Raw genomic sequence first — 22,325 nt, 5'->3', positions numbered from 1 at the left:
ATGGCTACGATCACGGTTCGCCTAGACGATGCAGTAAGAGATGCCCTGCAGGCCAGGGCAGATGAAGAACGACAGACTCTTAGTGACTTCGTGCGAGATCGTCTTCAGGATGCAGTGTTTGCATATCGTGAAGATCAGGGGGGCAAAGGCGACAGGACGAAGGAGCTGCAGCCCGAAACGCTTTCCGCTCTCGACCGGCACACTCTGTCTCTGCTTCATCGGATCCTTGGGCGCGTGCTCCCTGATGACGCGAACGATGTTGATGGGGACAGGGAGTACCAGCTGGAGCGTGCCAAAGTCTTGGAACGGGGTTTCACTACCGAGTACTGGATGGAGTTTGCTGGCCTTCGACCAGAACTGACAGCGCGTAACTGCGAGTTCGTTATGGATGTTCTCGAAATGTTCCGCATGATGCTCTACAGCTTGGATGCTCTGCAGGAAGACGGAGTAGAGAATGCCGAATCCTTGCGTCGGGCACTGACGTTCGATGGATTCGATCACAACGACCCACTGGAAAACCAGATGTCGGACTACGTCCGTTTTCTCGTGGAGAACGATAAATGGACAGAGCAGGAGGAGTTTGTACTTGGGCCAGAGCGCGGGAACTCTCATCACCAATCGATTCCCGTCTACTCTCGTATGTTGACCGAGTACCGCGAGGTGAAGCAAAACCCCGCTCGAAAAGCTGGCAGGAAAAGCTATCTGTTGACTGAAGAAGAACTCCAAAGGATTGCAGCTTCTCGAATTCATCCCTCTCGCCGGTAGCCGGGCCGGCTGTTAATCCTCAAAGGCCTTCGCTAGCGTGGAAGCAAACGGAGGGGGAGCGGCGCGCATGGCACCGAGGAAATCGAAAAACCACATTGAGGGTCAGCTGAGCCTGGAGTCCTTGTGGGCCGAACCGGAAGAGGTAATCAATGAACGAGCACGGCAGACACGCCATGGAAACCATGAAGAATCACGACCCGGAGAGCTTCGCGCAGATAGCGGATCCAGAGACACACTTTTCGACTTTGGGGCGGGAGATTCAGGACCGGATCTGGGCGTTGAGCGAGGACCTGATCCCGCCCCGCGGGCAGGAGAACCCGCTGGAGTACGTGGGCCTGGTGAACATGGCCAAGCTGCGGGCGCGAGAGATCGTGTACCAGGAGATGATCTACGACGGCCTGCCCCAGGAACCGGAGGAAATGGAACCGGCCCCCAGCCAGCAGGACGAGCAGAACTAGAGCCCGAACCGTCGCCGGAGCCGGCAGCTGCCGAGGTCGCCGGCCGGTTCCGTCCCCAGTCCCAGGCAGACCTTGCCCCGTCCGGGCAGAAGGCCCGCTTCGCGGCGAACCTTGAAGCGATCCGCATCGTGCGGGAGCTGCAGGAGCAGCAGCGGTCAGCGACGGCAGATGAGCAGCGTGCGCTGGCGCAGTGGTCCAGCTGGGGAGCAGTGCCGCAGCTGTTCGACAAGGACGATTGGGCAGCCGAACGTGCCCAGCTGCGCGAGGTTCTGAGCGAGCGGGAGTATGCCGCCGCATCAAGGACCACGACCAACGCCTACTACACCGACGCAGCACTGGTAAAGGAAATCTGGTCAGCCGTAGAGCGCCTGGGCTTCACCGGGGGAGAGGTGCTGGAACCTGGCTCCGGAGCCGGTACCTTCATCGGCTTCGCTCCGGAAGCTGCCCGCATGACCGGGGTTGAGCTGGACCCGCTGACAGCGTCCATCTCCCGCGGCCTGTACCCTCACGCGACCATCCGCAGCGAATCTTTTGCCGATACCCCGGTCAAGCCCAACTCCTTTGATCTGGCAGTAGGGAACGTCCCGTTCAGCAACAACGCGCTGTACGACAAGACGCATAACCCGGACTCCCGGCATTCGATGCACAACCACTTCATCCTCAAGAGCCTCGCGGCCGTGAAACCGGGCGGCTACGTCGCCGTCCTGACTTCCAGTTTCACCATGGACGCGGCCAACCCGACCTCGAGGCGCGAGATGAGCGCGATGGCCGACCTGGTGGGCGCAGTGCGCCTGCCCAGCGGAGCACACCGCCGCGCCGCCGGCACGGAAGCCCTCACCGACTTGCTGCTGCTGCGCAAACGCGAGCCCGGCCGTGAACCCATGAACACCGAATGGGAACGGGTCACCCCCGCCATTGCCGGGGACCGGAACATCAAGATCAACGCCTACTTCGATATGAATCCCCAGAACGTCCTGGGAGACATCACCGTCGGGAACGGCATGTACGGCGATGAAACCATCAGCGTCAAAGCCGCTGACCTGTCGGCCGTGCCGCAGCTGCTGGCCGACCGGCTCAACGTCATTGTCACCGATGCGCTGGACCGCGACCTGGCCCATACCCCCGCAGAACGTGCCCCAGGGAAGACCGCGACTGCTCTGCTGCCCGCGACCGGCCCGGAGTGGGACGGAACCATCAACGCCCAGCCGGACGGGTCCTTCACCATTGTGCGGGCAGGAGAGGCCGAAGAGCTGCCCGTGCCCAAGGCCCACGCCGCAGAGCTGCGGGACCTGCTGACACTGCGGGACGGCGCACGGACGCTGCTGGAACTGGAAGCCTCTGACAGCGAAGACACGCCGGAATTGGACACCATGCGCGCAGGTCTCGCGTCCCGCTACGCGGCGTTCGTCCCGAAGCACGGGCCCGTCAACCGCTACACCGAAACGGTCCGCACCGACAAGGAAACCGGCGAGGACATCATCACCCGCCGGCTGTCGCCGGCCTACCGGCTCCTGAGCTCCAAAGACCCCTTCGGCTCGCTTCCGGGCGCCCTGGAAAACTTCAACGACGAAACGCAGACCGCCACCCCGGCCGCGCTGCTGCAGCACCGCCAGGTAGTGGCCCGCAAACCCGCCATGGGAGCGGACAACGTTGACGAAGCCCTTGCGATCACCCTGGACACCTACGGATCCCCGGACCTGGAACAGATCGCAGACCTGCTGGGCGTCACCGAAGACGAAGCCCGCGACCAGCTCGGCACCCTTGTCTTCGACGACCCCGAGACGGGCAGACTGGTCACGGCCCCGGAGTACCTGTCCGGCAACGTCCGAACCAAGCTCGATGCCGCGCGTGCGGCCGCGGCCGAGGACGAACGCTGGAACGTCAACGTCCAGGCCCTCGAGGAAGTCCAGCCACCCAAGGTAGGGATGGAGGACGTCGAAGCCCGGCTGGGTGCGGTCTGGATCTCGCCCGAGGAGCACCAGCGCTTCGTCCAGGAGATCCTGGCCGACCCCAATGCCACTGTCACCAGCGTCGGTGGCGGCATCTGGCGCGTAAAGGCCAACCGCGGCACCGTCCGGTCAACCAACGAATGGGGCACATGGCGCCGGCCCGCACCTGACCTGCTCCAAAGCATCCTGGAGCAGAAATCCATCCAGGTCGAGGACAAAGACGAGGACGGCAAGCTCGTCGCCAACCTCGAAGAAACCGAAGCCGCCCAGGAGAAAGCCGAGGCCCTGCAGGAACGCTTCGCCGAATGGGTTTGGGAAGACCCCGAACGGGCCAGCCGGCTCATCGAGGAATACAACCGCCGCTTCAACTCCATCGCACTGCGCGACTACACCAAGGAAGGCGGCCGCCTGACCCTTCCCGGACTGGCCAAGACCTTCACGCCGCACCCGCACCAGCGCACCGCCGTGGCCCGCATCATTTCCGAGCCCGCCGTTGGCCTGTTCCACGAAGTCGGGGCCGGCAAAACCGCCGAGATGGTCATGGGCGCCATGGAACTCAAACGCCTCGGAATGGCCACCAAGCCGATGGTCGTTGTTCCGAACCACATGCTGGAGCAGTTCACCCGCGAATGGCTGGAGCTGTACCCGCAGGCGAGGCTGCTCTCTGCGGGTTCGGACGACATCAAAACCAGGAGCGGAGACCTCACCACCCGCCGGCAGTTCGTCGCCCGGGCAGCTGCCAACGACTGGGATGGCATCATCATGACCCAGCAGGCCTTCAAGAGCATCGGTGTCAAAGCCGAAACCATCGAGGCCTACCAGGAATCGATCATCGCCGACGTCCGGCAGACGATCGTCAACGCCCAGGCCGAGGGGGAAGACCGCACTACGGTCAAGAAGCTCGAAACCAAGCTCCAGGCCGAAGAAGAACGCATGAAGCGGCTCATGGACACGGCCCCGGATACTGGCCTGACCTTCGAAGACACGGGTGTCGACTATCTATTCGTCGACGAAGCCCACGATTACAAGAACCTCCGTACGGTCACCAACATCAAGGGCGCCGAAATTGCCGGCTCCATGCGCGCCACCGACATGCATTTGAAGCTGGAGTACCTGCGCCAGACGCATGGTGAGCGCGTGGTCACCATGGCCACTGGTACCCCGATCGCCAACTCCATCACCGAAGCCCATGTCATGCAGCGATACCTCCGCCCCGACCTGCTGCAGGCAGCAGGGGTGGAGAACTTCGACGTGTGGGGAGCGACGTTCGGCGAAACCGTCACCGCCATCGAGATGGATGCCGGTGGCAGGCTGAAGAACAAACCACGCTTCGCCAAGTTCAAGAACGTCCCGGAGATGCTGCGCAGCTTCCACGTCTTCGCAGACGTGAAGCTCTCCGAAGACCTGAACCTCAAAACCCCAAACCTGGCCCGCCGGCCAGGCGACGGGGAACGCCAGCCGGAGCTGGTGCTTATCCCGCAGCCGCCCGAGCTGGCGGACTACATGAAAGGCCTGGCGGATCGCCTGGACTCCCTCTCCGGCTGGGCCGAAAAGGGCGCGGACAACGCACTGAACGTCTACAACGACGGGCGCAAGGCAGCCCTTGATCTGCGTATGGTCGGCATCGAGCCGGAGTCCGGGACGAAGATCGACCAGGTCGTCGCCAAGACCCTGAAAGTCTGGGGAGAGAACCGGGACAACGAGTACGAGACCAGCTTCAGATCAGGAGTCCCTTCGAGCACCAGGGGAGCACTGCAGATCATCTTTTGCGACCTCGGCACGCCGTCCAAGGACACCGGTCCGGACGGCAAGCCCGTCTGGACCGCCTACCAGCAGATCAAAGACCAGCTGGTCGCCGGCGGGATCCAGCCTGAACAGATCCGTTTCATCCAGGAGGCGCCCAAGCCGGACCAGAAGGCCCAGCTCTTCGCGCAGTGCCGCAGTGGTGAGGTCGCCGTCCTCGTCGGCTCCACCGCCATGATGGGCACGGGAACCAACGTGCAGCTGCGCGCCAAAGCCATCCACCACGTCACCTGTCCCTGGAGGCCGGCAGACCTGACCCAGCGCGACGGGCGCATCATCAGGCAGGGCAACGCCAACGCTGAAGTCCACAACTTCCAGTACGCCACCGTTGGCAGCTATGACAGCGCGGCCTGGGACGGCATCCAGCGCAAGGCCACCATGATCCAGCAGGTTCTCCGCGGCCGCCTGGATATCCGCGAAATAGAGGACGTCGGGGACCTGGCACTGAACGCCGCTCAAATTAAGGCAGCGACCAGCGGCAACCCCCTCGTTATGGAAAAGATCGAAGCCGACGCCGCGCGCACCAAACTTGAACGCCTCAAACGAGCCCACGAAAAAGGCCAAAGCAGCCTTGCCTGGACCAGGTCCTCTGCCCAGGCGAGCATCGCCAGGGCAGAGTCGGCACTGCCCGCAGTGCAGGCAGCCCTGCCCCTCATCACATCGACCGCCGGGGAGAACTTCAGCGCAACGATCGACGGGCGCAGCTACACCAAACGCACCGAAGCCGTCGCGGCGATCTCCGAATGGATCCGCGCCCACACCCCTGACTACGGCAATTACTACCGCCAGGAACGGGACTACGGAACCATGGCCACCCTCGGCGGGCACCAGCTGCAGGTCCGCAACGCAGGAGAACACTCCCGACTCGGCTCATACCAGGACCTCGCAATCACCATCAAGGATGTGCCTGCGCCGCCGCTTGTACTAACGCGAATGGAGCTGCTGGAAGGAAACAGCGGCATCATCACCAAACTCGAAAACAAGGTCACCGCCCTGCCTGACTATGAAGCCCAGCTTCGCCAGACCATCGAAGAAAAGAACGCGGTCCTCGCCGATGTGGAAAAGCAGGCAGGGAAGCCGTTCAAATACGAGGACAAGCTCACCCAGGCACGAGCTACATGCGCCGAGCTGGACGAGCGGCTCAAAGCCTCCATCGAACCCGCCCAACAGCAGGAGCCGCCCGCAACAGCAGCCGCCGACCCAGTGGCCGAAAAACACCGGCGTCTACTTGCCGCCAGCTTCCCCACCCGGCCCGGCACCGCAGGTCCTTCCGCCGGCCCTGGGCACACCCGAACCACTCAGCCGCTGCGCGACAGGAGCCCCGGCTGGGAACGGTGACAGCACTTCTGAACCATAGACCCAGCTCTTATCCCTATTAGGGCTAATAGGGATAAGTGCCGACAGAGAAAGAACGAACGCGAGGGGCCGGCAAATGCCGGCCCCTCGCGTTGTTCCCAGTTGCCTTCTACCGGTGGGGCAACCGCAGGAAGGATCAGCCCGGGACATTCCTCGGATCATTGCCGTAACTGTTCTTGGAGCTGATCTGGCCGTCCTGGTTCTTGATGACGTGCTCCACCTTGTCGGCCTGCGCCGCTGCCCGACCCGCAGTCACCGCTTCGTCCTTGGTGTCGTAGCCGGCCCCGAACGCGCGGTCACTACCCTCACGCTTGTTCTTCCACTGGCCATTTTCGTAGTACGTCTCGATGTCGCCCTGAGCCACTGCACACTCCCTCTGCCGATCGGATGCTGACACCCGCTGGAACGCGGGTAGCGAAAAGCCCCGCAACGCTGGGAGCTGCAGGGCTTTCCTCGAAACCACTTCGCCTGATGGGGGCCAGGCGAAGAAGCTTGACTCCAAACCCTCATAGAAAGCATGCTTATCATTCAAGCTCCGGCATAGGCTCGACGATGAGGTAAACGATGGAGTGCAGTGAAGAGCAGCGGGCTGTGGTGTCGGTAATCAACACCCTTGCCTGCAGATTTCCCGGGCGCTCCCGGACGGACGTCGAGGACGCCGTTTGCGAAGAGTATTCGGCCTTTAATTCCGGGCCGGTCAGGGCGATGGTTCCGGTACTGGTCGAGCGCGCGGCCATGAAGCGCCTGCAAGGCGGCTGCTCCTAGACCCCTCCCCGCGCGGATTTGGCATGAGGGCCTGGATGCCGGCGGGTCGGGCAGAATGGGCTTATGTGCGGCCGTTACGTGATGTCCAAAGCCACCGGTGACCTGTTGAGCGCCTTCGACGCCAAGGAGGTTGAGGGTACCCCGCCGTCCCCGAGCTGGAATGTGGCCCCCACTCAGGACGTGCCCATCGTCGCCGAGCGGCTCGATGAAGGCACTTTGGACCGGCACCTGCTCATAGCGCACTGGGGATTGGTCCCGTCCTGGGCCAAGGACATCAAGATCGGGAACAAGCTCATCAACGCCAGAAGCGAAAGCATCCTGGAAAAGCCTTCCTTCCGCAAGGCGGCCGTGAAGCGCAGATGCTTGGTCCCGGCCGAGGGGTACTACGAATGGCAGAAGACTGAGGACGGCAAGAAGATCCCGAACTACCTGTACTCCGAACAAGAGCCGTTGCTGGGGTTCGCCGGCCTGTACGAGTGGTGGGCTGATCCCGCCCTGCCCGAGGGTGACCCGGAACGGTGGTTACTGAGCTTCACCGTGCTGACTACCACTACCCAAGACACGCTGGGGCATATCCATGACCGCTCCCCGGTCATCATCCCCCGTGACCGGTTTGGCGAGTGGCTGGACCCGGACCTGACGGACAAGGACGACGTGCAGCACCTACTGGATTCGCTGCCTGACCCGGTCCTAACCCCAAGGATCGTCAGCGACCGGGTGAACAGCGTCCGAAACAATGGTCCCGAGCTCATCGAGCCCGCAGCCTAACCGCGCGTACTGCAGCGTGCACCGGCAGGAGGCCGGCAAGGCAAGGCGGGGACTCCGCGGCGGACTTCCCCATGGGCCACGACGACCAGGGCCGGCGCACCCGGCATCGGCGGCCAAGGTCTCTCCAGCAGGGACGACACATACCAGTGCCACCTCTCCGCCATGGTTTCCTGCGGCGCCGGGAGCGGGGGAGCCTCTTAGGGCACAGGGGGGCTCTCGCTTTGGCGAGCCTGCGGGGATGACCACAGTCGCCGGCGGCGTCACCTGCCTTCTACTGCCGAAAACCCGCCACGCTAGGCTCCAGTGTGGGCTATGTGAATAGGACTTCTGACATTTGTGCGATCAGCTTCTGAAATCGACAGAAGTGGTTATAGGGCCAATAGCCCTTAGGTTGAGCTACATAACCGAACTGGAAGCGAAAAACCCCGAAAAATGCGGCAGGATCCCTATTCATTCAGTTGAATGATTGCTAGAATTGAGCTAGCAAGTCAGCCAGACGAACGAAACTTATTTGATACGAAACCAGGTGCTGAAAATGACTGCTTCACCCACCGCTTACACGGTCTACACCAAGCCCGACTGCCCCAACTGCGAGAAGACGAAGGACTACTTCGACTCCAAGGGCATCACCTACACGGCCGTGGACATCACCGAAGTGCCGGCGGCGCTGGAGTACATCACCGCCGAACTCGGCTACTCCCAGGCACCCGTCGTCGTGAACAACGCGGACGACCAGGACCACTGGTCCGGCCTCCGCCGCGACAAGCTCGTCCACGCGGCCATGACTCACAAGGCAGCGTGAGGGCCGTGACCGCCCCGGGACCGGTCGTCGGGTTCAACCTCAGCCCACGGATCCCGTTGGAAGTGGACCTGTTCCGGCAGGTCAACCCCAGCGGCAGGATTCCCTTCGAGGTCGTGGACCCCTACGTTGTGGACCCCGCCATTGTGGAACCCCTCAGTGAGGACCTGTACGACGGCTACACAGCCACGGATAAGGGAGGGGACGACCGCTACGTTGAGGCAATCAACCGTGCCCCACTCGGGGACGGCGGTCTCTGGGACGAACACACCGCGAACCAGTACCAACCCAACGACCTCACCCACGACCAACCGGGTGGGACCAAACCTCAAAACGAACCCACAACAGACACCCAGAACACCACCAGCACACGAGGAAAAGGAACCATCATGGCCGGCGAAACCACCATCACAGTCATCGGAAACTTAACTTCGGATCCAGAACTCCGCTTTACGCCTTCGGGATCCGCGGTGGCGAACTTCACCATCGCGTCAACGCCCAGGACCTTCGACCGTCAGTCCAACGAGTGGAAGGACGGGGAGACACTTTTCCTCCGGGCCAGTGTGTGGCGGGAGGCAGCTGAGAACGTCGCCGAGTCCCTAACCAAGGGCATGCGCGTCATCGTCACGGGCCGGTTGAAGTCCCGCTCCTATGAAACCAAGGAAGGCGAGAAGCGCACCGTGATCGAGCTCGAAGTGGACGAGATCGGCCCCTCACTCCGCTACGCCAACGCCAAGGTCAACCGCACGCAGCGCGGCAACCAGGGCGGCCAGGGGAACGGCTTCCAGGGCAACGGCAACAACCAACCGCAGACCGGGCCGCAGGATGATCCCTGGGCCGTGCCGGCCACCAGCAATGCCGCCGGGGGATGGGGCAACGGACCCGACTCCGAACCCCCCTTCTAAAACAACCCCAGCGTCGGGGGCAGCCGATACGCTGACCCCGACGCACGACTGTCCGAATCCCGGTCAAGAGCACCAGGGACGCGTGGCCTGAAGCCGCACTTCCCGCAAGAAGCTAGGAGCCCTCTATGAGTGATGAAACGACGGCCGTTGTCCAGGAAGCCGATGCCATCTATGACGCGGTACGCGCGATCTGCCACATGAGCCAGACTTACCCGGCGCCCACGGTCTACAAGGTCCTGGGAAATCTGAAAGGAGCCACGGGGCACATGTTGGCCCAGGCCCTTCAGCAACTCGCCGCAGGCCTGGAGAGGTCAGTTACCGAGTACAACGTCTACGAGGATGACGGCCGGGATCCGGCTCACTCTGCCGCTGTGGCCGCTGAGCATATGCGTGCGGCCGCTGGCTTGGCTGCACAGCTCGGGGAACATTTGGCCGAGGCGCAGAACGCCATCGCCGGGCAGGGATACAAAACAGAGGGGGACTCATGATCAGCAACCTGGAGACCTGCCCGAGTGCACCGCGCGCCTGAAAGCAGAGACTCTTGATGGCGAAACCAAAGAAGGTTCCGGCATTCACCCCGTACTACACCGAAGACCAGGCCGGGCAGGTCCGGGCTGCGTTCAAGGCGGCCGGCCTGCAGGAGGGTGACGCGAGTGTTTCGGACCTCATCGTGCGGGCGACGATGCGTGAAGTGAAGCGTCTGCAGCGCAAGTACAACGGCGGCAAGCCGTGGCCTCCGGTGCAGGCTGGCGAGCTGCGGCGGGGCCAGAGAACGATGGATGAAATGAAGCACCGAAACGAGGAAACGTAGGCGATGGGTCAGTGGACTGAAGAAGTGAACAAGATCGGCGTCCGGACGTCCCTGCCGTTCCTAAAGATGCTGACGATGGCCGAGGTCCAGGAGATTTTGAACCTCGGAAAACCGATGGTCTACGCGCTGCTGCGAAGCGGCGAGCTGAGGGGAGCGCAGTTCGGACCGAGGGGCATATGGCGCGTGCGGGAGGATGACCTGGCAGCGTACATTGACGCCGCTTACGAAAAGACAGCGGATCGGATTGCGTCCGGCCAAGTGCCCGAGGGAGAGACCCCCGCGGACGACTGATGTGCGAAGGTTTGAGACAGTGAAGGCCGGCGCCCTTACGGGTTGCCGGCCTTCCCCAGTTCATAGTCAGGTTCACTTCTTGTGAAGTCTCTTGCTGCGGCTGGTGCCATTGTTTGGATCACGCGGGCCTGCGGAAGTTGGTGGCGATTAGCGCCGCCCTACAGCTTGTGGTTGTCACCGCCCTGTACCGGCCCGGGAAGCCCCCCTGTGCCCTAGAAGCCAGCCCTCGGGAGTGGTTCCGTATGCACCATAGGATGTCCCGCTGTGCAGTCCCGTGTCGTCCCTGCTGGAGTAAACCCAGCAGTCCCCTTCGGGTGCGACGGCAGCGCCGGTCTTGGACCATGGGGAACGTGCCCGTTGGTGTGCTGGCACTCGCCAGGCTGTGCACATTCGCCGGTCCCGGATGGTGAGGTTCCTGCGCTCGGTGACCTGGCGTCTGTGTGCAGCCGGTCAGGTGGGTCCCGTCGTGCACATGGGTGCGGGAAAAGCCCGAAGGATTTAGCTTTTGTCGTGCCCATGTGTGCGAGGGGTTAGTTCTCCTGGGCGCCGTTCGTATCGGACGCGTCGGGGGACTCGGAGGGCTTCGCCTGGGCTTTGCGACGGCGGCCGGCTGCGGCCGGTTCCAGGCCAAGCTTCTTCAGTTCCTCCGGGCTCCAACCGTCGCGGGTTGCTTTGACGTAAGCGCGCTTGTCGTCGCGCTCGGCGGCGGCGAGCTGCTCCTTTAGATCGGTCACGCGCTGGCGTGCCTGGACAAGTTCTTCGACGGACTTGATGCGCGAGTCAAGCAGCGCGCGGGCCTGGCTTTTGGTGGCTTCGATGTTGATGGTCGCCATGGTCTCTCACTTCCCCCTCGTAGGTGTGTGCCGGTTCCAGTGTACGGATCCGCGGGGTCGTTCGCCTGCCGCAACCCGCACCATCGGGCGGGATGCGTTGCACGGTCGATCGGCGAAGCAAGCTATACACTTACGCCCGCGTAAGTGGCTTGTCGCGCTCGACACTGGTGGTCGAGTACGGCACACTTGGCAGTGTGGTCCCCGGTTCCGGGGTCGCTGCGCTGGGCCAGTTGAAGGGATGGGGGAACGAGTGACCGAAGAGAATGCACCTCGTTCCCGGTTCTCCCGCCGGCGTCGGGAGAACAAGCCCGCTGGGACCAAGAAGCGCCGTGACGTTTGGGTCACCGCCGAGGAAGACGCGGCCCTCATGGCGCGTGCTGCCAGGGAACGGGTGACGGTACCGAACCTGCTGGTGTCATCGGCGCTGTCAGAGTCTTCCGATTCACCCACGGAGCGCCGCGCGATTGCTGCCGAATTGATGGCTCTGCACAACCTGCTGGCGCGCTCGTCGAACAACATCAACCAGCTGGCGCGGCAGGCGAACGCTACAGGAGATTTCCCTGTCGAGGCGAGCCAGGCGTTGAAGCATATCCGTACGGTGGCGATGCGGATTGATGATGCCATTGATGGGCTGATGTAGGCCCATGATTCCTAACATCACCCGCGGCTCTCGGATGGCCGGCCTTGTCCTGTATCTCGCATCCACGGATGCCGATAAGACGAAGAACGCGCACACCGAACCACACCTAGTGGCCGGCGACGCGGCGATCATGGCCTGGTACGACGACGGTGTTCTGGATAAGGACGATGCCCTGGCCATCGCCAAGCACCTTGACCGGCCCCGGAAGGCCTTTGGTGTGTCAGTTCAGATCAAGGACATGCAGTGGGATGCGGCCAAAAAGGAGCGCGTCCACGTCGGGTACAAGGATGCCAGCGTCTGGCACTGCTCGCTGAGCCTGCGTGCCGAGGAAGGCGCACTGACGGACCAGCAGTGGGGTGACATCGCAAACGACTTCGTGGACGCCATGGGCTTCACCGAGACCAGCGGGAAGGCACGCTGCCGCTGGGCCGCGATTAATCACGGCACATCGGAGAACGGCAACCACCACATCCACATCGCAGTGTCCCTGGTCCGTGAAGACGGCACCAAGGCATCCACGCACGGCGACTACAAGAGGGCCCAGCAGACCTGCCGCGAGCTGGAGGTCAAGTACGGTCTGGAACAGCTCTCAACCGTGCACGCCACCCGCGGTTACGACCGGGCCGAGAAGGCAACGGCCGCCCGTGACGAGCGGGAAATGCACCGCAGTGCGCTGGCACGGAAAGTGCGCGCCAGCGCGAGTGCGTCAGCGACCGAAGCAGAGTTCGTTCGGAGGGCCAGGGACACAGGAATGCTGCTCCGGCCGCGATACGCGAAGAACACCACTGACGTCATCGTGGGTTACTCCGTGGCCGAACGCCCGAAAGCGGGTGAGCGTCCTATTTGGTTCGGCGGCGGCACGTTGGCTTCGGACCTGAAGCTCGGTGCGTTGCGTGAGGAATGGATGGATTCCCCGCCGTTGGCCACGGAGGCTGCAGCCGAGTGGAACGCGGCCGCGCGCAACAAGCGCAAGGTCTCCAGGACGGGTCCTGAGAACGCCACGCCGTCAGCCGATGTCTGGGTGGAGTACACCCGCAATGCTGCGGCGCTGGTTGAAAAGCTGCGGGTACTGCCGCGGGATGACCACGCCACGTGGGCGAAGGCGGCCCGGGAAGTTTCGGGGGCATTTGCAGCATGGTCGCATCGACTCGAACCCACGCCGGGACCGCTGGCTGCGACCGCTGCGGAGCTGTCCCGCACAGCGCAGTTGCGTGCGCCACGCCAGCACAGCAAACCTGTGCCGCTGCCGTCCATCGCGGGGACGGCCATGCTGTTCATGGCAGCGTCGAGCAAGAACAAGACAGCGGCCCAAGCCGCCCTCATGCTGCAGCTGGTGAACACTGCCTTTGCCATCCACGAGATGCACCAGCAATCGGGACGCAAACGGGAGGCGCAGCGTATCCGCGCCGTCGTGACCGAACAGCTGAAGCCCTTCGCTGCCACGATGCCTAAACCAGTCACGGTAGGCGCACCCGAACAAGCCACGTCAGAACAGATGCCGGCGCCAAAGTCCGTGGAACTTGGGCTTCGCGGCATGGCTCCCATCCGCCCAGGTTCGGCAGTACCCACGACACCGACACCGACGAAGGACCACCAGCACACGGGGCGCGAATCCGGCCCCGGACTCGACCGATAAAGAAGAACACCAAGTGCAAGGGGGAACACCATGAGTGAATCAGATGGAATCGATGAAGTCCTGGACGGCGGAATGCGCCAGTCGCTGTTGATCGCCTCGCGTATCGCCGAAACCCTGGCTCGCCGCCGGCAGGAACTGCAACGGCAGAGGGAACAGCAGGACGCCCAGGCAGCGAATGAAGCGCAGGCCCAACTGGCCGCCCAACGCAGCGCCACACGCGCAGCACTCTCGCCTATCGAGAAGGATCAGTGGTGGGACAAAGCGCAATCCGACGACATTGCCACTGCCCACGCTGTGGCCGAAGCCTGGAAAGACCATGACCCAGCGGCACTGGCGGCCGCCGAACGCATCAGGCAGGAGGTCCTGACCCGCTACGGGATCGACACCCGCGACGTCGGCGCGGACACCGCATACCTGGAATCAGGTATCCAGACCATCACAGCAGAAAGGGCCCGTCAGGAGGCACTGGCCCTGAGCCAGGAAGAGGCCCGGAAGGCAGCCGCCGAACAAGAGAAGGCCATGCAGCTTCTCGCAGCGGCCCGCGCTGAAGAACTCCGCGCGCAGGCAGTGAAACTGGCACCGGAACTGGAGCGCCACCAAGTGCCCGTGGAGTACCTGGCCAACCCCGAGCTGGCACAGGCATTGCAACGGGCACACAACGCCAAAACCCCGAAGGCAGTCGCAGCTGCCGACGCCGACATCAAGGAACGCATGTTCCTCATCGGCAAGGACGGCATCAACGGACCCGACATCGACCAGCTACGCAAAGAAACCACGGCCAACATCAACGGAGCCAACGACGCCCACTTCAAAGATCCCGAGTTCGTCAAAGCCGCCAAGGACATGCACGAAGCCAAACTCCTCGCCGAGGGCGGCTTCCAGGGCTCCGAGCAGTTGCCACTGGAGCAGCGCTACGAACGCGCTGAGAAGGAACTCTTTGCCCGCCTCGAAGGCGTCGGCCGCGAAATCGAAAACCGTGTCACCGGCAATGACAGTAGCCGGCTCAAGGACCAAGGGCTGAAGGCTGAAAGCACATCTGCCGCGGACTATGCATCAGCGGAGCGCCAGGAAGCATTTGCCGCTTCCCTGGCCACTACTGGCGCCAACGAGAATCAAGTTCGAGGGCGGCTAGCCGCGGAGCGCAGCGAGGGCACACACCCCAGCGGAGCCGTCACCATGGGTAAAGCTGCCGCCAAGGCCAAGAAGACCCGGACAGGGGCAGGTGTGGGTGCGGAGCGGACCAAGAGCGGGCCCGCCCGCTAGATAAGTCCACGTAGAGAGCGAGGATACCGCTATAGCGGTCTCCTCGCTCTCTGTATCCATCGTGTTTATGCCTGGGGCAGTTGGCGAAGGCTGCGGCCAGGGTGACGTCACACGAGCCCATACATGGAAACGTGCATGGGTCGTGAAGAATGGGGTGGAAACTTGAGCAGAACGAATGGACAAAGCATGGCGCCTCACAGCGGAGGACTCGAACTCACCTGGACCAACAAAGACAAGGCGCTCCTCTCAACTGGTGACGGCAAGTACGACTACACATTCGTTGAACCGTCGGATTTCCGGGTCTCGGAAGTCCGATTGCTACGCGAGGTTGAGCGGGTCGACGGGGCGACGACCCAGGATCAGTTAGAAGATCAGCCCGAACCGACGGCTGACAACCTGCTTATTACTGGTGACGCCATGCACGTACTGGACGCGCTCACCAAGACTCCTGAGTACTCGGAGAGATATCTCGGCAACGTGCGCTTGGTCTATATAGACCCGCCCTTCAATACCAAGAAAACCTTCCGTCACTACGAAGACAATATTGAACACTCCATCTGGGTCACGATGCTTAGGGATCGCCTCCGCCAGGTCAAACCCCTGATGGCTGATGACGGGGTTATATGGGTGCACCTCGACGATGCCGAAGTCCACCGCTGCCGCGCGGTCATGGACGAGGAACTCGGGATCGACATGTATCTCGGGACAGTCATCTGGCAGAAAGCAGACGGTCCACGCAATGACCTTCCAAACTTCTCCGTAGACCATGACACCCTGCTTGTTTACGGTAAGACTGCGAAATCTGGCCTAGTGCGCGGATTGCGTGATGAAGAATTAAACGCGATCTACAAGTCGGCGGATGGGGATGATGAGCCCTGGTACGACGGTGACCCGACTGCTCCGAGTGCTCACCGCAACCAGACCTGGGTTTACGCTATTCAATCACCTGTGACCGGGGAACTTATGTATCCGGCTAAGGGACGTTGCTGGGGAGCGAAGCAAGAGACTGTCTTTGCTGCGCTCTCCGAGTACGCGAAGTTTGAACTTCGTGTGCTGGGTTCTGACGATGATATCCGCGCCGATATCTGCGGTGTCTCCATAGACAAGCTGCGGAAAGAAATCCCGGCAATCATGCTGGCGGAGCCCCTCGAAGACGCTCAGAAATCTGTGCAGCGACGCAAAGACGCTGGCTCCTGGCCCGAATTCATCCTTCGGCCCAAGGGAACCCTTGGTCGGAAACGACCTCAGCCCGATTCCGGTACGAATACGCGAACGTTGTGGTTGAACGAAGAGGTTGGCCACAACCGAGAGGCGAAGGCCGAGATAAAGGCACTCTTCCCCGGCCAGACCCCGTTCGCTACTCCGAAGCCTGAACGGCTGCTTCGAAAAATTATTGAGGTATCCACGGAGCCCGGCGATATTGTCCTCGACTGCTTCGCTGGGTCGGGCACCACGGCAGCTGTCGCACACAAGCTCGGACGCCGTTGGGTAACGAGCGAGCTGCTCTCCGAGACTGTCGATTCCTTCACCAAGCCTCGCCTTGTCAAAGTCGTCCGAGGCGAGGACCAAGGTGGTATCACCACGCTCATCGCGCGCGTGGCTGATGAGGGCGTCGATCTCCCAGAGGGAATGAAACCAGACGGCGCCCAGGAGTTCCAGCAGGTGCTTGGCAGACTCTTGGAGAACGAAGACGAAGCCCTGCTTGCTGTCTCGATGGATAAGGAACTCGCAAAAATCGCCAGGGCCACCAAGAAAGACGGGACCAGCCCGCTAAATGACGGGGAGCATAAGACTTTGCTTGCACTCCTCAAGAAGATTGGCTCTCAGGCGACGTTTGATGCGACGAAGTCGGTCAAGAGCCAATTGAGCCGACTCACTAAAACCCGCCAACAAGCCACCCGGATCTGGGGTGGCGGCGGTGGATTCACTCACGTCCAAGTCGGACCGTCGATGTTCGAGGATATCGGTGGCATTGTTGTTCTTGCCGATTGGATCACCCAAGGCGAGCTCGCAAAAGCAATGTGCGCTCAGCTGGAGGTCCGTTATAAGCCGGACGGCATCTTTGCCGCTAGGAACGGCAGGGTCCGTTACGTCATCCTCGACGGACTTGTTGGGGAAGGGACAGTGGCTGCCATTGTTGATCAACTACCGCAGGGCGAAATCGTTGAAGTGTGGGCTACCCAACTTGACGTAGATGCCGCGGAGGCCCTCCGTAAAGCCCGTCCTGGGTCGAAACTCACACGCATTCCTGAAGCCGTACTCGACGCCTATCGTCGTCGGGCCGCCCAGACCTCTCCGTTCAGGCGGCGAGCTGCCACCCAGGAGGGACCGAACCATGACTGACGTGACTATTGACCAGGACCTGCTCAAACAGATCGCCGCACGCCTCGAACTGCGAGATCCGAACCAGCAGGCAATCGAGAGCGTCGCAGCCATGACGTCAATGCACTATGACGTCGATGGCAAAGAAGGCCCTTTCGAATGCATTGTCGACTCAGCCACGGGCGTCGGCAAGACCTACGTTATGGCGGGCTTGATCGATTACTTCGCGGGCCTCGAGACGCCGGCCCGCAACTTTCTACTGTTGGCGCCGGGGCGGACTATCCGCGACAAGAGCGTCAAGAACTTCACCCCGGGAAACTCCAAGTCACTCACCGCAGCGATGAAGGCAGCCCCGTACGTGGTAACGAAAGACAATTTCAAGCAGTCCTCAACCCTTACCGCAATGAAAGACCCAAGTCGCACGAAGTTGTACATCTTTACAGTCCAAGCGCTTACGCAGAAGGATGAGAAGAGCGGCGGACGCGAGACCCACGAGTACCAGGAAACGCTCTCCGGATCGTTCTACGAATTTCTAGCCAACCTCAACGACTTGGTCGTACTCGCCGATGAACATCACTGCTACCGCGGTAAGGCATTCGCCCGCACCATCAATGAGCTTCATCCCGAGCTTGTTGTCGGTCTAACTGCCACACCCGCGCCTGCAGACGGAGATATGGTCGTCTACCGGTATCCGCTGGCGCGTGCGATAACGGACCGACTTGTTAAGACGCCGGTGTTGGTTGCGCGCAAGGACGATCGCATCGATGACCACACTAAGCTCCTTGATGGCGTTACTCTACTTCGCTACAAAGAGCGGCTCGCTCATGCCCGCTGCGATGAAGAGGGGATCCCGAGGATCAATCCGGTCATGCTCGTCATCGCCCAGGACACCTCCGAGGCAGACCGCTACCGGGACATGCTGGACAGCGAAGCTTTCGATGGCGGTGCATGGGTTGGCCGAACGCTGGTCGTTCACTCAAACTTGACCGGCGACGAGAAGGAAAATGCCCTAGCTGCCCTGGACGAAGTCGAGGACCCAAACTCACCAGTCCGAATTATCATCAGTGTCGGAATGCTGAAGGAGGGTTGGGACGTCAAAAACGTCTACGTCATCGCCTCTATGCGTGTAAGTGTTTCCACCGTCCTCACCGAGCAGACTCTCGGACGCGGTATGCGACTCCCCTTCGGCCAGTACACCGGAATCGAAATGCTTGACACTCTCGAGGTGCTTGCACACGAACGCTATGAGGCCCTCCTAGCAAAGAGGCATGCACTGAATGAGAGGTTTATTGATCACGCGGTACTAGCCGAGCTACGCCGAACTGCAGAAGGCAAACTCATTGCCCGTAAGAGAGTCATCGAAGAAGATGCCGACATCTTTCCTGCCGATGGTCAGGGCGACGAACCGCCCACTGTGCCGACTGGCGAACTCACCAACACGGGCGGCGACTCTGCTAGATCTGAAGCACCCAAAGGGGGACTTGCTGACATAGAGGACACCCTCGCGAAAGCGAAGGCTGCGGCGGCTGAAACCGAGTCGAAGCCGCGTAAGCATTACCCAGTCATCGGCCGTACTCAGATCGCAATCCCCTATACAACCAAGGTTGCATCGAAGGTGGCGGTATCCCTGAACCAAATTCATGATGAGCAGCCATTCATCGCCCTTGGGAGGGCGCTCACTACCGAGGCCGACACAGAATTGCGGCGGACCCTGCTGAAGCCCGATGAAACAGGGACTATTCGAGGAGTCCAAGCAGAGGGTACGGTTCGGGCACTCGCGCTAGATATTCCGCTTGAATCCTCCCGTGATGCTCTGCTCAAGGCAATTATGCGTGTGCCAAAGGTCCGCCCTGATGCTGGCGAAGTGCGCGCTGCACAGCGCCTGGTCAATCTAGTTATCGATGGCATGGGAGATGCTGCCCAAGAGCACCTATCTGCGTTTGGTGAGCGTGCCGTACGCAGGCTCGGTTCCCTCGTTACAGAGCAACTGAAGGTTGTGGCCAGCAACGACGTAGTTTTTTCGGACGAAGTACAGTTCGCGCCGTTGGCCAAAGAACGGGTTTCTACCAGAGAGCATCTCGATGGCCATTCTGAGCCACACTCCAAGGCCATTGCCTTCGACGGTTGGAAGAAGTGCCTCTACAAGTACGCCTGGTTCGACACGTCGCCTGAATATAAGGCAGCACAGGCGCTGGATGACGCCCCAAACGTGATTGTTTGGGCTCGTCTCCACATCAACGACCTTCCAATTACGTGGACGCAGGAAGGTCGGACGTACAATCCTGATTTGGTTGCTATTGAGGAGATTGACGGGCAAAGGACTTCTTGGCTCATCGAGACCAAGATGAACAAGGAAGCCACCGCTGAGGATGTCCGGCAGAAAATGAAGGCCGCAAAGACGTGGGCCAACACCGTCAATAATTCGGGCATGGTTGACGGGCGCTGGCACTACATCCTTCTCACCGAAGACGATGTCAATGATGCCGGGCTTGACTGGGACCAGATGAAGGCGTTCGGGACGCGCTAAGTGGAATAAGAAGGGTTCATGGCGCAGCAATCGATGGCGCGTTTCTAAACGCCATACAAAAGGGGAGGCCATTTATAGGGGTCTTCCCTTTTGTGCGCGCAGGAAATTCTAGGGGCTCTGAGCACGTGGGTCTTGTTGGACCATGTGGTCGCGCACGTGGCGGTTGCTTTAAGAAGTCCTGTGGGCGCACGACCCCCAGTAGAATAGGTTGGCAGCCTGGCGGGACCTCGATTGAGATAGCCGAGACAATGGTGCAGATTGGGGTCCGTCGTGGATTGGGTAGCGCAGGAACGATGTGATGCCACTGAGGGATCACAAATTTTCTCCGCGTTGTGCCCTGGACGGTCAGAGTCTGAGTGTCTGGTCGATCTTTCAAAAAGCGGCTGGGTGGGTCCTGCGATGATGGCATCACTGGCAGCCTTCGTTGACGCAAAGGCCTCTGCTGGCATGCCGATAAGATTCGTCCCCCCTGCCAGCCGGGATGTGCGTTACTACTTGTCCCGTATGGGAATGGACAAGGTGTTTGATTCCGCCGGAGTAGCCCATCAGTTGCCTAGCGTGAATGCTAACCTCGCCTTATCCGAACGGGCACTTGTGGAAGTAAGGGCGTTTTCCTCTGAGGACGACGTCGCGGGCCTGGTTTCCATCGTCAATTATCAGTCCGTGGCAGCCCCGCTGCAGCGGTCCGTCTCACAGGCACTGTTGGAGGCTGGATGTAACGTGCCCGAGCATGCGAGGGTAAGCCGAGGGTTCATGGCAGCTCAGGTTCTTAACAGTGGCAGCAAATTACGGCTGGCAGTTGCAGACGCTGGGGTAGGCGTCTATTCAACGCTTGTGAAGGCTGGGGCTACGACAGAGAAGCACGCCTTGATGATGGCGGTTACGGGCACATCAGAATTCGTGGACGAGGACCGCGGCAGGGGACTAACCTCCATTCATGAATCCATTAAGCTCCATGGTGGAAGGGGTGCCTTGATCTCCGGGCATTCCCTGGTTCACCTAAGCCCCCACGGGCTACACCCATGGACTGGCAATGCGGGCTTCTACGCGGGAACGATCCTGGACGTTGTGCTTCCCATCGCGTAACGATTTGCGGGATGATCTGCTGAGCAGGTCCCGAAACCTACCTAAACCTATACACTTACTACACAGGCGAAAGGGGAATCCAATTGAAAATTATCAATGTTCCTAGCGTCGCCGGCTCTCGGGCGCTTGCCGATAGACTTGTCGGCTCCGCGAATCTGGATGCCCATGAGTCAGTTCTCATCGATAGTCGAGACTTGGATGTCAATACGGAGAGCTTCGTCTCTCAGCTGGTCAAGCGCGTAGCCGATGCTGGCCTTACCGACGTCGAAGTCATCGGAGGCGGCAAAGAGTGGATCGCCGACATGGAGCGCGAAGCATCAAAGCGCGGTATGCATGTCACTGTCCGGAGCCTCGCTAGCGCCTAGCGGTTAGTCGATTTCTAGCGCTTTCTTGCCACATAGTTCGATGGCAAGCTTCCAACGATCCCGTTCGCCATGTCTGTCGTGTTCCTCGGAGCCATGGAAGTACAAGCGGGACCAATCCCGCCAGTCACTGAGTTTATCTTTTAGGTCTTCGTCTTTGATGCGACTCACCATCTTCTCGAAGGCAGCAAGCAAGTCCTGCTCCTTATGCTCTGGTAGGGGGCGTTTGCCGTCTTCGCCGTTTTCCCTCCATGACTTTAGGCTGGTCCACTTTGTGCGGAGCGCTTGAGCAGCATCTTGGGCACCGTACAGTGCCTCACGCTGACTCTTATTCCGACGTTCTCTGCGGCTCGCGAGCATTGACCCGCGTGTGCTAAGGAATGCGGTGAATGCAGCCGCCAGTGCGGCAATCGCGGCCGTCCAGTAGGGCTGAGCCTTTAGGCCCTCCACACGTCCAGACAGCTGTACGCAGAGGCTGACGAGGTCGCTAGTGCTGAGGGTGAGGCATTGGTCCATTCATTGATCGTATATTGCCGCCAAAACATAGAAACGCACTTCAAACTGCTGCTGTATGTGTGCTCAATTGAAATGTGCTTGGGAGCCCTGGAAAGAGCCAGTATCGGTCTTTTTGGCTTGCAGGAGGACTGGCATCACGTGCGTATCCGCCTCCCATAGCACCGAAACGAGGGGAGGAAGGGTGGGCTTTCGGTAGCTAGCGTTAGCAACTATCAACTTGATACTTTACGTAACGTCGGCTATCAGTCCCTTGCCCCGCTTCACAGGAAATTCCCAGCCGTAGGCGCACATAATGGAGCGAAGCTCCGGTCAACCGCTATTTGACTGGAGCTTCGCCAGTTGCCGGCGCCCGGCGGACCGGCGGCCGCGCAAGGAGATGATGAGTGCGGTGATCATTTGCAGCCCCTCTCAGCCGCTACTGGCATCCCTGCGGATCAAATGTGAGCGTATTCGCCACGAAAGCCTGCGTC

General features: G+C 61.0%; 20 protein-coding genes. 17 read left to right on the top strand and 3 right to left on the bottom strand.

Annotated features, from left to right (window positions below; translation table 11 throughout):
- From HNO81_RS13200 to HNO81_RS13195, 3 genes are all read left to right on the top strand, one after another.
- Window positions 1–765 carry a YfbU family protein gene (locus HNO81_RS13200; protein ID WP_175318567.1) on the top strand — a complete coding sequence of 255 codons (765 nt, stop codon included), beginning with the start codon at window positions 1–3 and terminating at the stop codon, window positions 763–765.
- Between the two features lie 149 nt (window positions 766–914).
- The gene (locus tag HNO81_RS20155; RefSeq protein ID WP_254703460.1) at window positions 915–1,223 is read left to right on the top strand and encodes a TnpV protein; all 309 of its coding nucleotides are present in this window, start codon (window positions 915–917) and stop codon (window positions 1,221–1,223) included.
- Between the two features lie 128 nt (window positions 1,224–1,351).
- Window positions 1,352–6,313 carry a DEAD/DEAH box helicase family protein gene (locus tag HNO81_RS13195; RefSeq protein ID WP_261620158.1) on the top strand — a complete coding sequence of 1,654 codons (4,962 nt, stop codon included), beginning with the start codon at window positions 1,352–1,354 and terminating at the stop codon, window positions 6,311–6,313.
- A gap of 154 nt (window positions 6,314–6,467) precedes the next feature.
- On the opposite strand, the gene HNO81_RS13190 is transcribed toward HNO81_RS13195, so the two are convergent.
- Window positions 6,468–6,695 carry a DUF2188 domain-containing protein gene (locus HNO81_RS13190; protein WP_175318565.1) on the bottom strand — a complete coding sequence of 76 codons (228 nt, stop codon included), beginning with the start codon at window positions 6,693–6,695 and terminating at the stop codon, window positions 6,468–6,470.
- Window positions 6,696–6,895: 200 nt separating this feature from the next.
- Here HNO81_RS13190 and HNO81_RS20425 point away from each other — a divergent pair, with 200 nt between their 5' ends.
- From HNO81_RS20425 to HNO81_RS13160, 7 genes are all read left to right on the top strand, one after another.
- On the top strand, window positions 6,896–7,096 hold the full coding sequence (locus tag HNO81_RS20425; RefSeq protein WP_371818256.1) for a three-helix bundle dimerization domain-containing protein: 201 nt from the start codon (window positions 6,896–6,898) through the stop codon (window positions 7,094–7,096).
- 63 nt (window positions 7,097–7,159) lie between these two features.
- On the top strand, window positions 7,160–7,864 hold the full coding sequence (locus tag HNO81_RS13185; RefSeq protein ID WP_175318564.1) for an SOS response-associated peptidase: 705 nt from the start codon (window positions 7,160–7,162) through the stop codon (window positions 7,862–7,864).
- Window positions 7,865–8,399: 535 nt separating this feature from the next.
- Window positions 8,400–8,666 (top strand): glutaredoxin family protein, encoded by a 267-nt coding sequence (locus tag HNO81_RS13180; protein WP_175318563.1) that lies wholly within the window; start codon window positions 8,400–8,402, stop codon window positions 8,664–8,666.
- Between the two features lie 5 nt (window positions 8,667–8,671).
- On the top strand, window positions 8,672–9,568 hold the full coding sequence (locus HNO81_RS20150; RefSeq protein ID WP_175318562.1) for a single-stranded DNA-binding protein: 897 nt from the start codon (window positions 8,672–8,674) through the stop codon (window positions 9,566–9,568).
- 125 nt (window positions 9,569–9,693) lie between these two features.
- Window positions 9,694–10,056: a hypothetical protein gene (locus HNO81_RS13170; RefSeq protein WP_175318561.1), complete on the top strand. Its 363-nt coding sequence runs from the start codon at window positions 9,694–9,696 to the stop codon at window positions 10,054–10,056.
- A 56-nt stretch (window positions 10,057–10,112) separates the two neighbouring features.
- Window positions 10,113–10,379, top strand: coding sequence for a hypothetical protein (locus HNO81_RS13165; protein ID WP_175318560.1), 267 nt, complete (start codon window positions 10,113–10,115; stop codon window positions 10,377–10,379).
- 24 nt (window positions 10,380–10,403) lie between these two features.
- Complete coding sequence (locus HNO81_RS13160) at window positions 10,404–10,670, top strand: helix-turn-helix domain-containing protein (protein WP_371818255.1); 267 nt, start codon at window positions 10,404–10,406, stop codon at window positions 10,668–10,670.
- Window positions 10,671–11,200: 530 nt separating this feature from the next.
- On the opposite strand, the gene HNO81_RS13155 is transcribed toward HNO81_RS13160, so the two are convergent.
- Window positions 11,201–11,503, bottom strand: a complete 303-nt coding sequence (locus HNO81_RS13155) for a hypothetical protein (protein ID WP_175318558.1) — start codon at window positions 11,501–11,503, stop codon at window positions 11,201–11,203.
- A 250-nt stretch (window positions 11,504–11,753) separates the two neighbouring features.
- On the opposite strand from HNO81_RS13155, the gene HNO81_RS13150 reads away from it, so the two are divergent.
- The 7 genes from HNO81_RS13150 (at window position 11,754) to HNO81_RS13120 (ending at window position 21,342) form a co-directional block, all read left to right on the top strand.
- Window positions 11,754–12,143 carry a MobC family plasmid mobilization relaxosome protein gene (locus HNO81_RS13150; protein WP_261620160.1) on the top strand — a complete coding sequence of 130 codons (390 nt, stop codon included), beginning with the start codon at window positions 11,754–11,756 and terminating at the stop codon, window positions 12,141–12,143.
- A gap of 4 nt (window positions 12,144–12,147) precedes the next feature.
- Window positions 12,148–13,779 carry a relaxase/mobilization nuclease domain-containing protein gene (locus HNO81_RS13145; RefSeq protein ID WP_175318556.1) on the top strand — a complete coding sequence of 544 codons (1,632 nt, stop codon included), beginning with the start codon at window positions 12,148–12,150 and terminating at the stop codon, window positions 13,777–13,779.
- Window positions 13,780–13,809: 30 nt separating this feature from the next.
- On the top strand, window positions 13,810–15,042 hold the full coding sequence (locus HNO81_RS13140) for a hypothetical protein (RefSeq protein ID WP_175318555.1): 1,233 nt from the start codon (window positions 13,810–13,812) through the stop codon (window positions 15,040–15,042).
- 186 nt (window positions 15,043–15,228) lie between these two features.
- Complete coding sequence (locus tag HNO81_RS13135) at window positions 15,229–17,385, top strand: site-specific DNA-methyltransferase (RefSeq protein ID WP_175318554.1); 2,157 nt, start codon at window positions 15,229–15,231, stop codon at window positions 17,383–17,385.
- Entirely contained in the window at window positions 17,378–19,891 is a 2,514-nt protein-coding gene (locus HNO81_RS13130) for a DEAD/DEAH box helicase (protein WP_175318553.1), read from the top strand. Before HNO81_RS13135 ends, HNO81_RS13130 begins: the two co-directional genes overlap by 8 nt.
- Before the next feature lie 399 nt (window positions 19,892–20,290).
- Window positions 20,291–20,977, top strand: coding sequence for a hypothetical protein (locus HNO81_RS13125; RefSeq protein WP_175318552.1), 687 nt, complete (start codon window positions 20,291–20,293; stop codon window positions 20,975–20,977).
- A gap of 83 nt (window positions 20,978–21,060) precedes the next feature.
- Entirely contained in the window at window positions 21,061–21,342 is a 282-nt protein-coding gene (locus HNO81_RS13120; RefSeq protein WP_175318551.1) for a hypothetical protein, read from the top strand.
- A gap of 3 nt (window positions 21,343–21,345) precedes the next feature.
- Here the strand turns inward: HNO81_RS13120 and HNO81_RS13115 are convergent, their stop codons facing one another.
- Entirely contained in the window at window positions 21,346–21,534 is a 189-nt protein-coding gene (locus HNO81_RS13115; RefSeq protein ID WP_175318550.1) for a hypothetical protein, read from the bottom strand.
- Window positions 21,535–22,325: the final 791 nt, after the last annotated feature.

The organism is Pseudarthrobacter sp. C4D7 (assembly GCF_013359725.1).
Taxonomy (GTDB): domain Bacteria; phylum Actinomycetota; class Actinomycetes; order Actinomycetales; family Micrococcaceae; genus Arthrobacter.
This window is presented reverse-complemented; position numbering and strand designations above follow the sequence as displayed.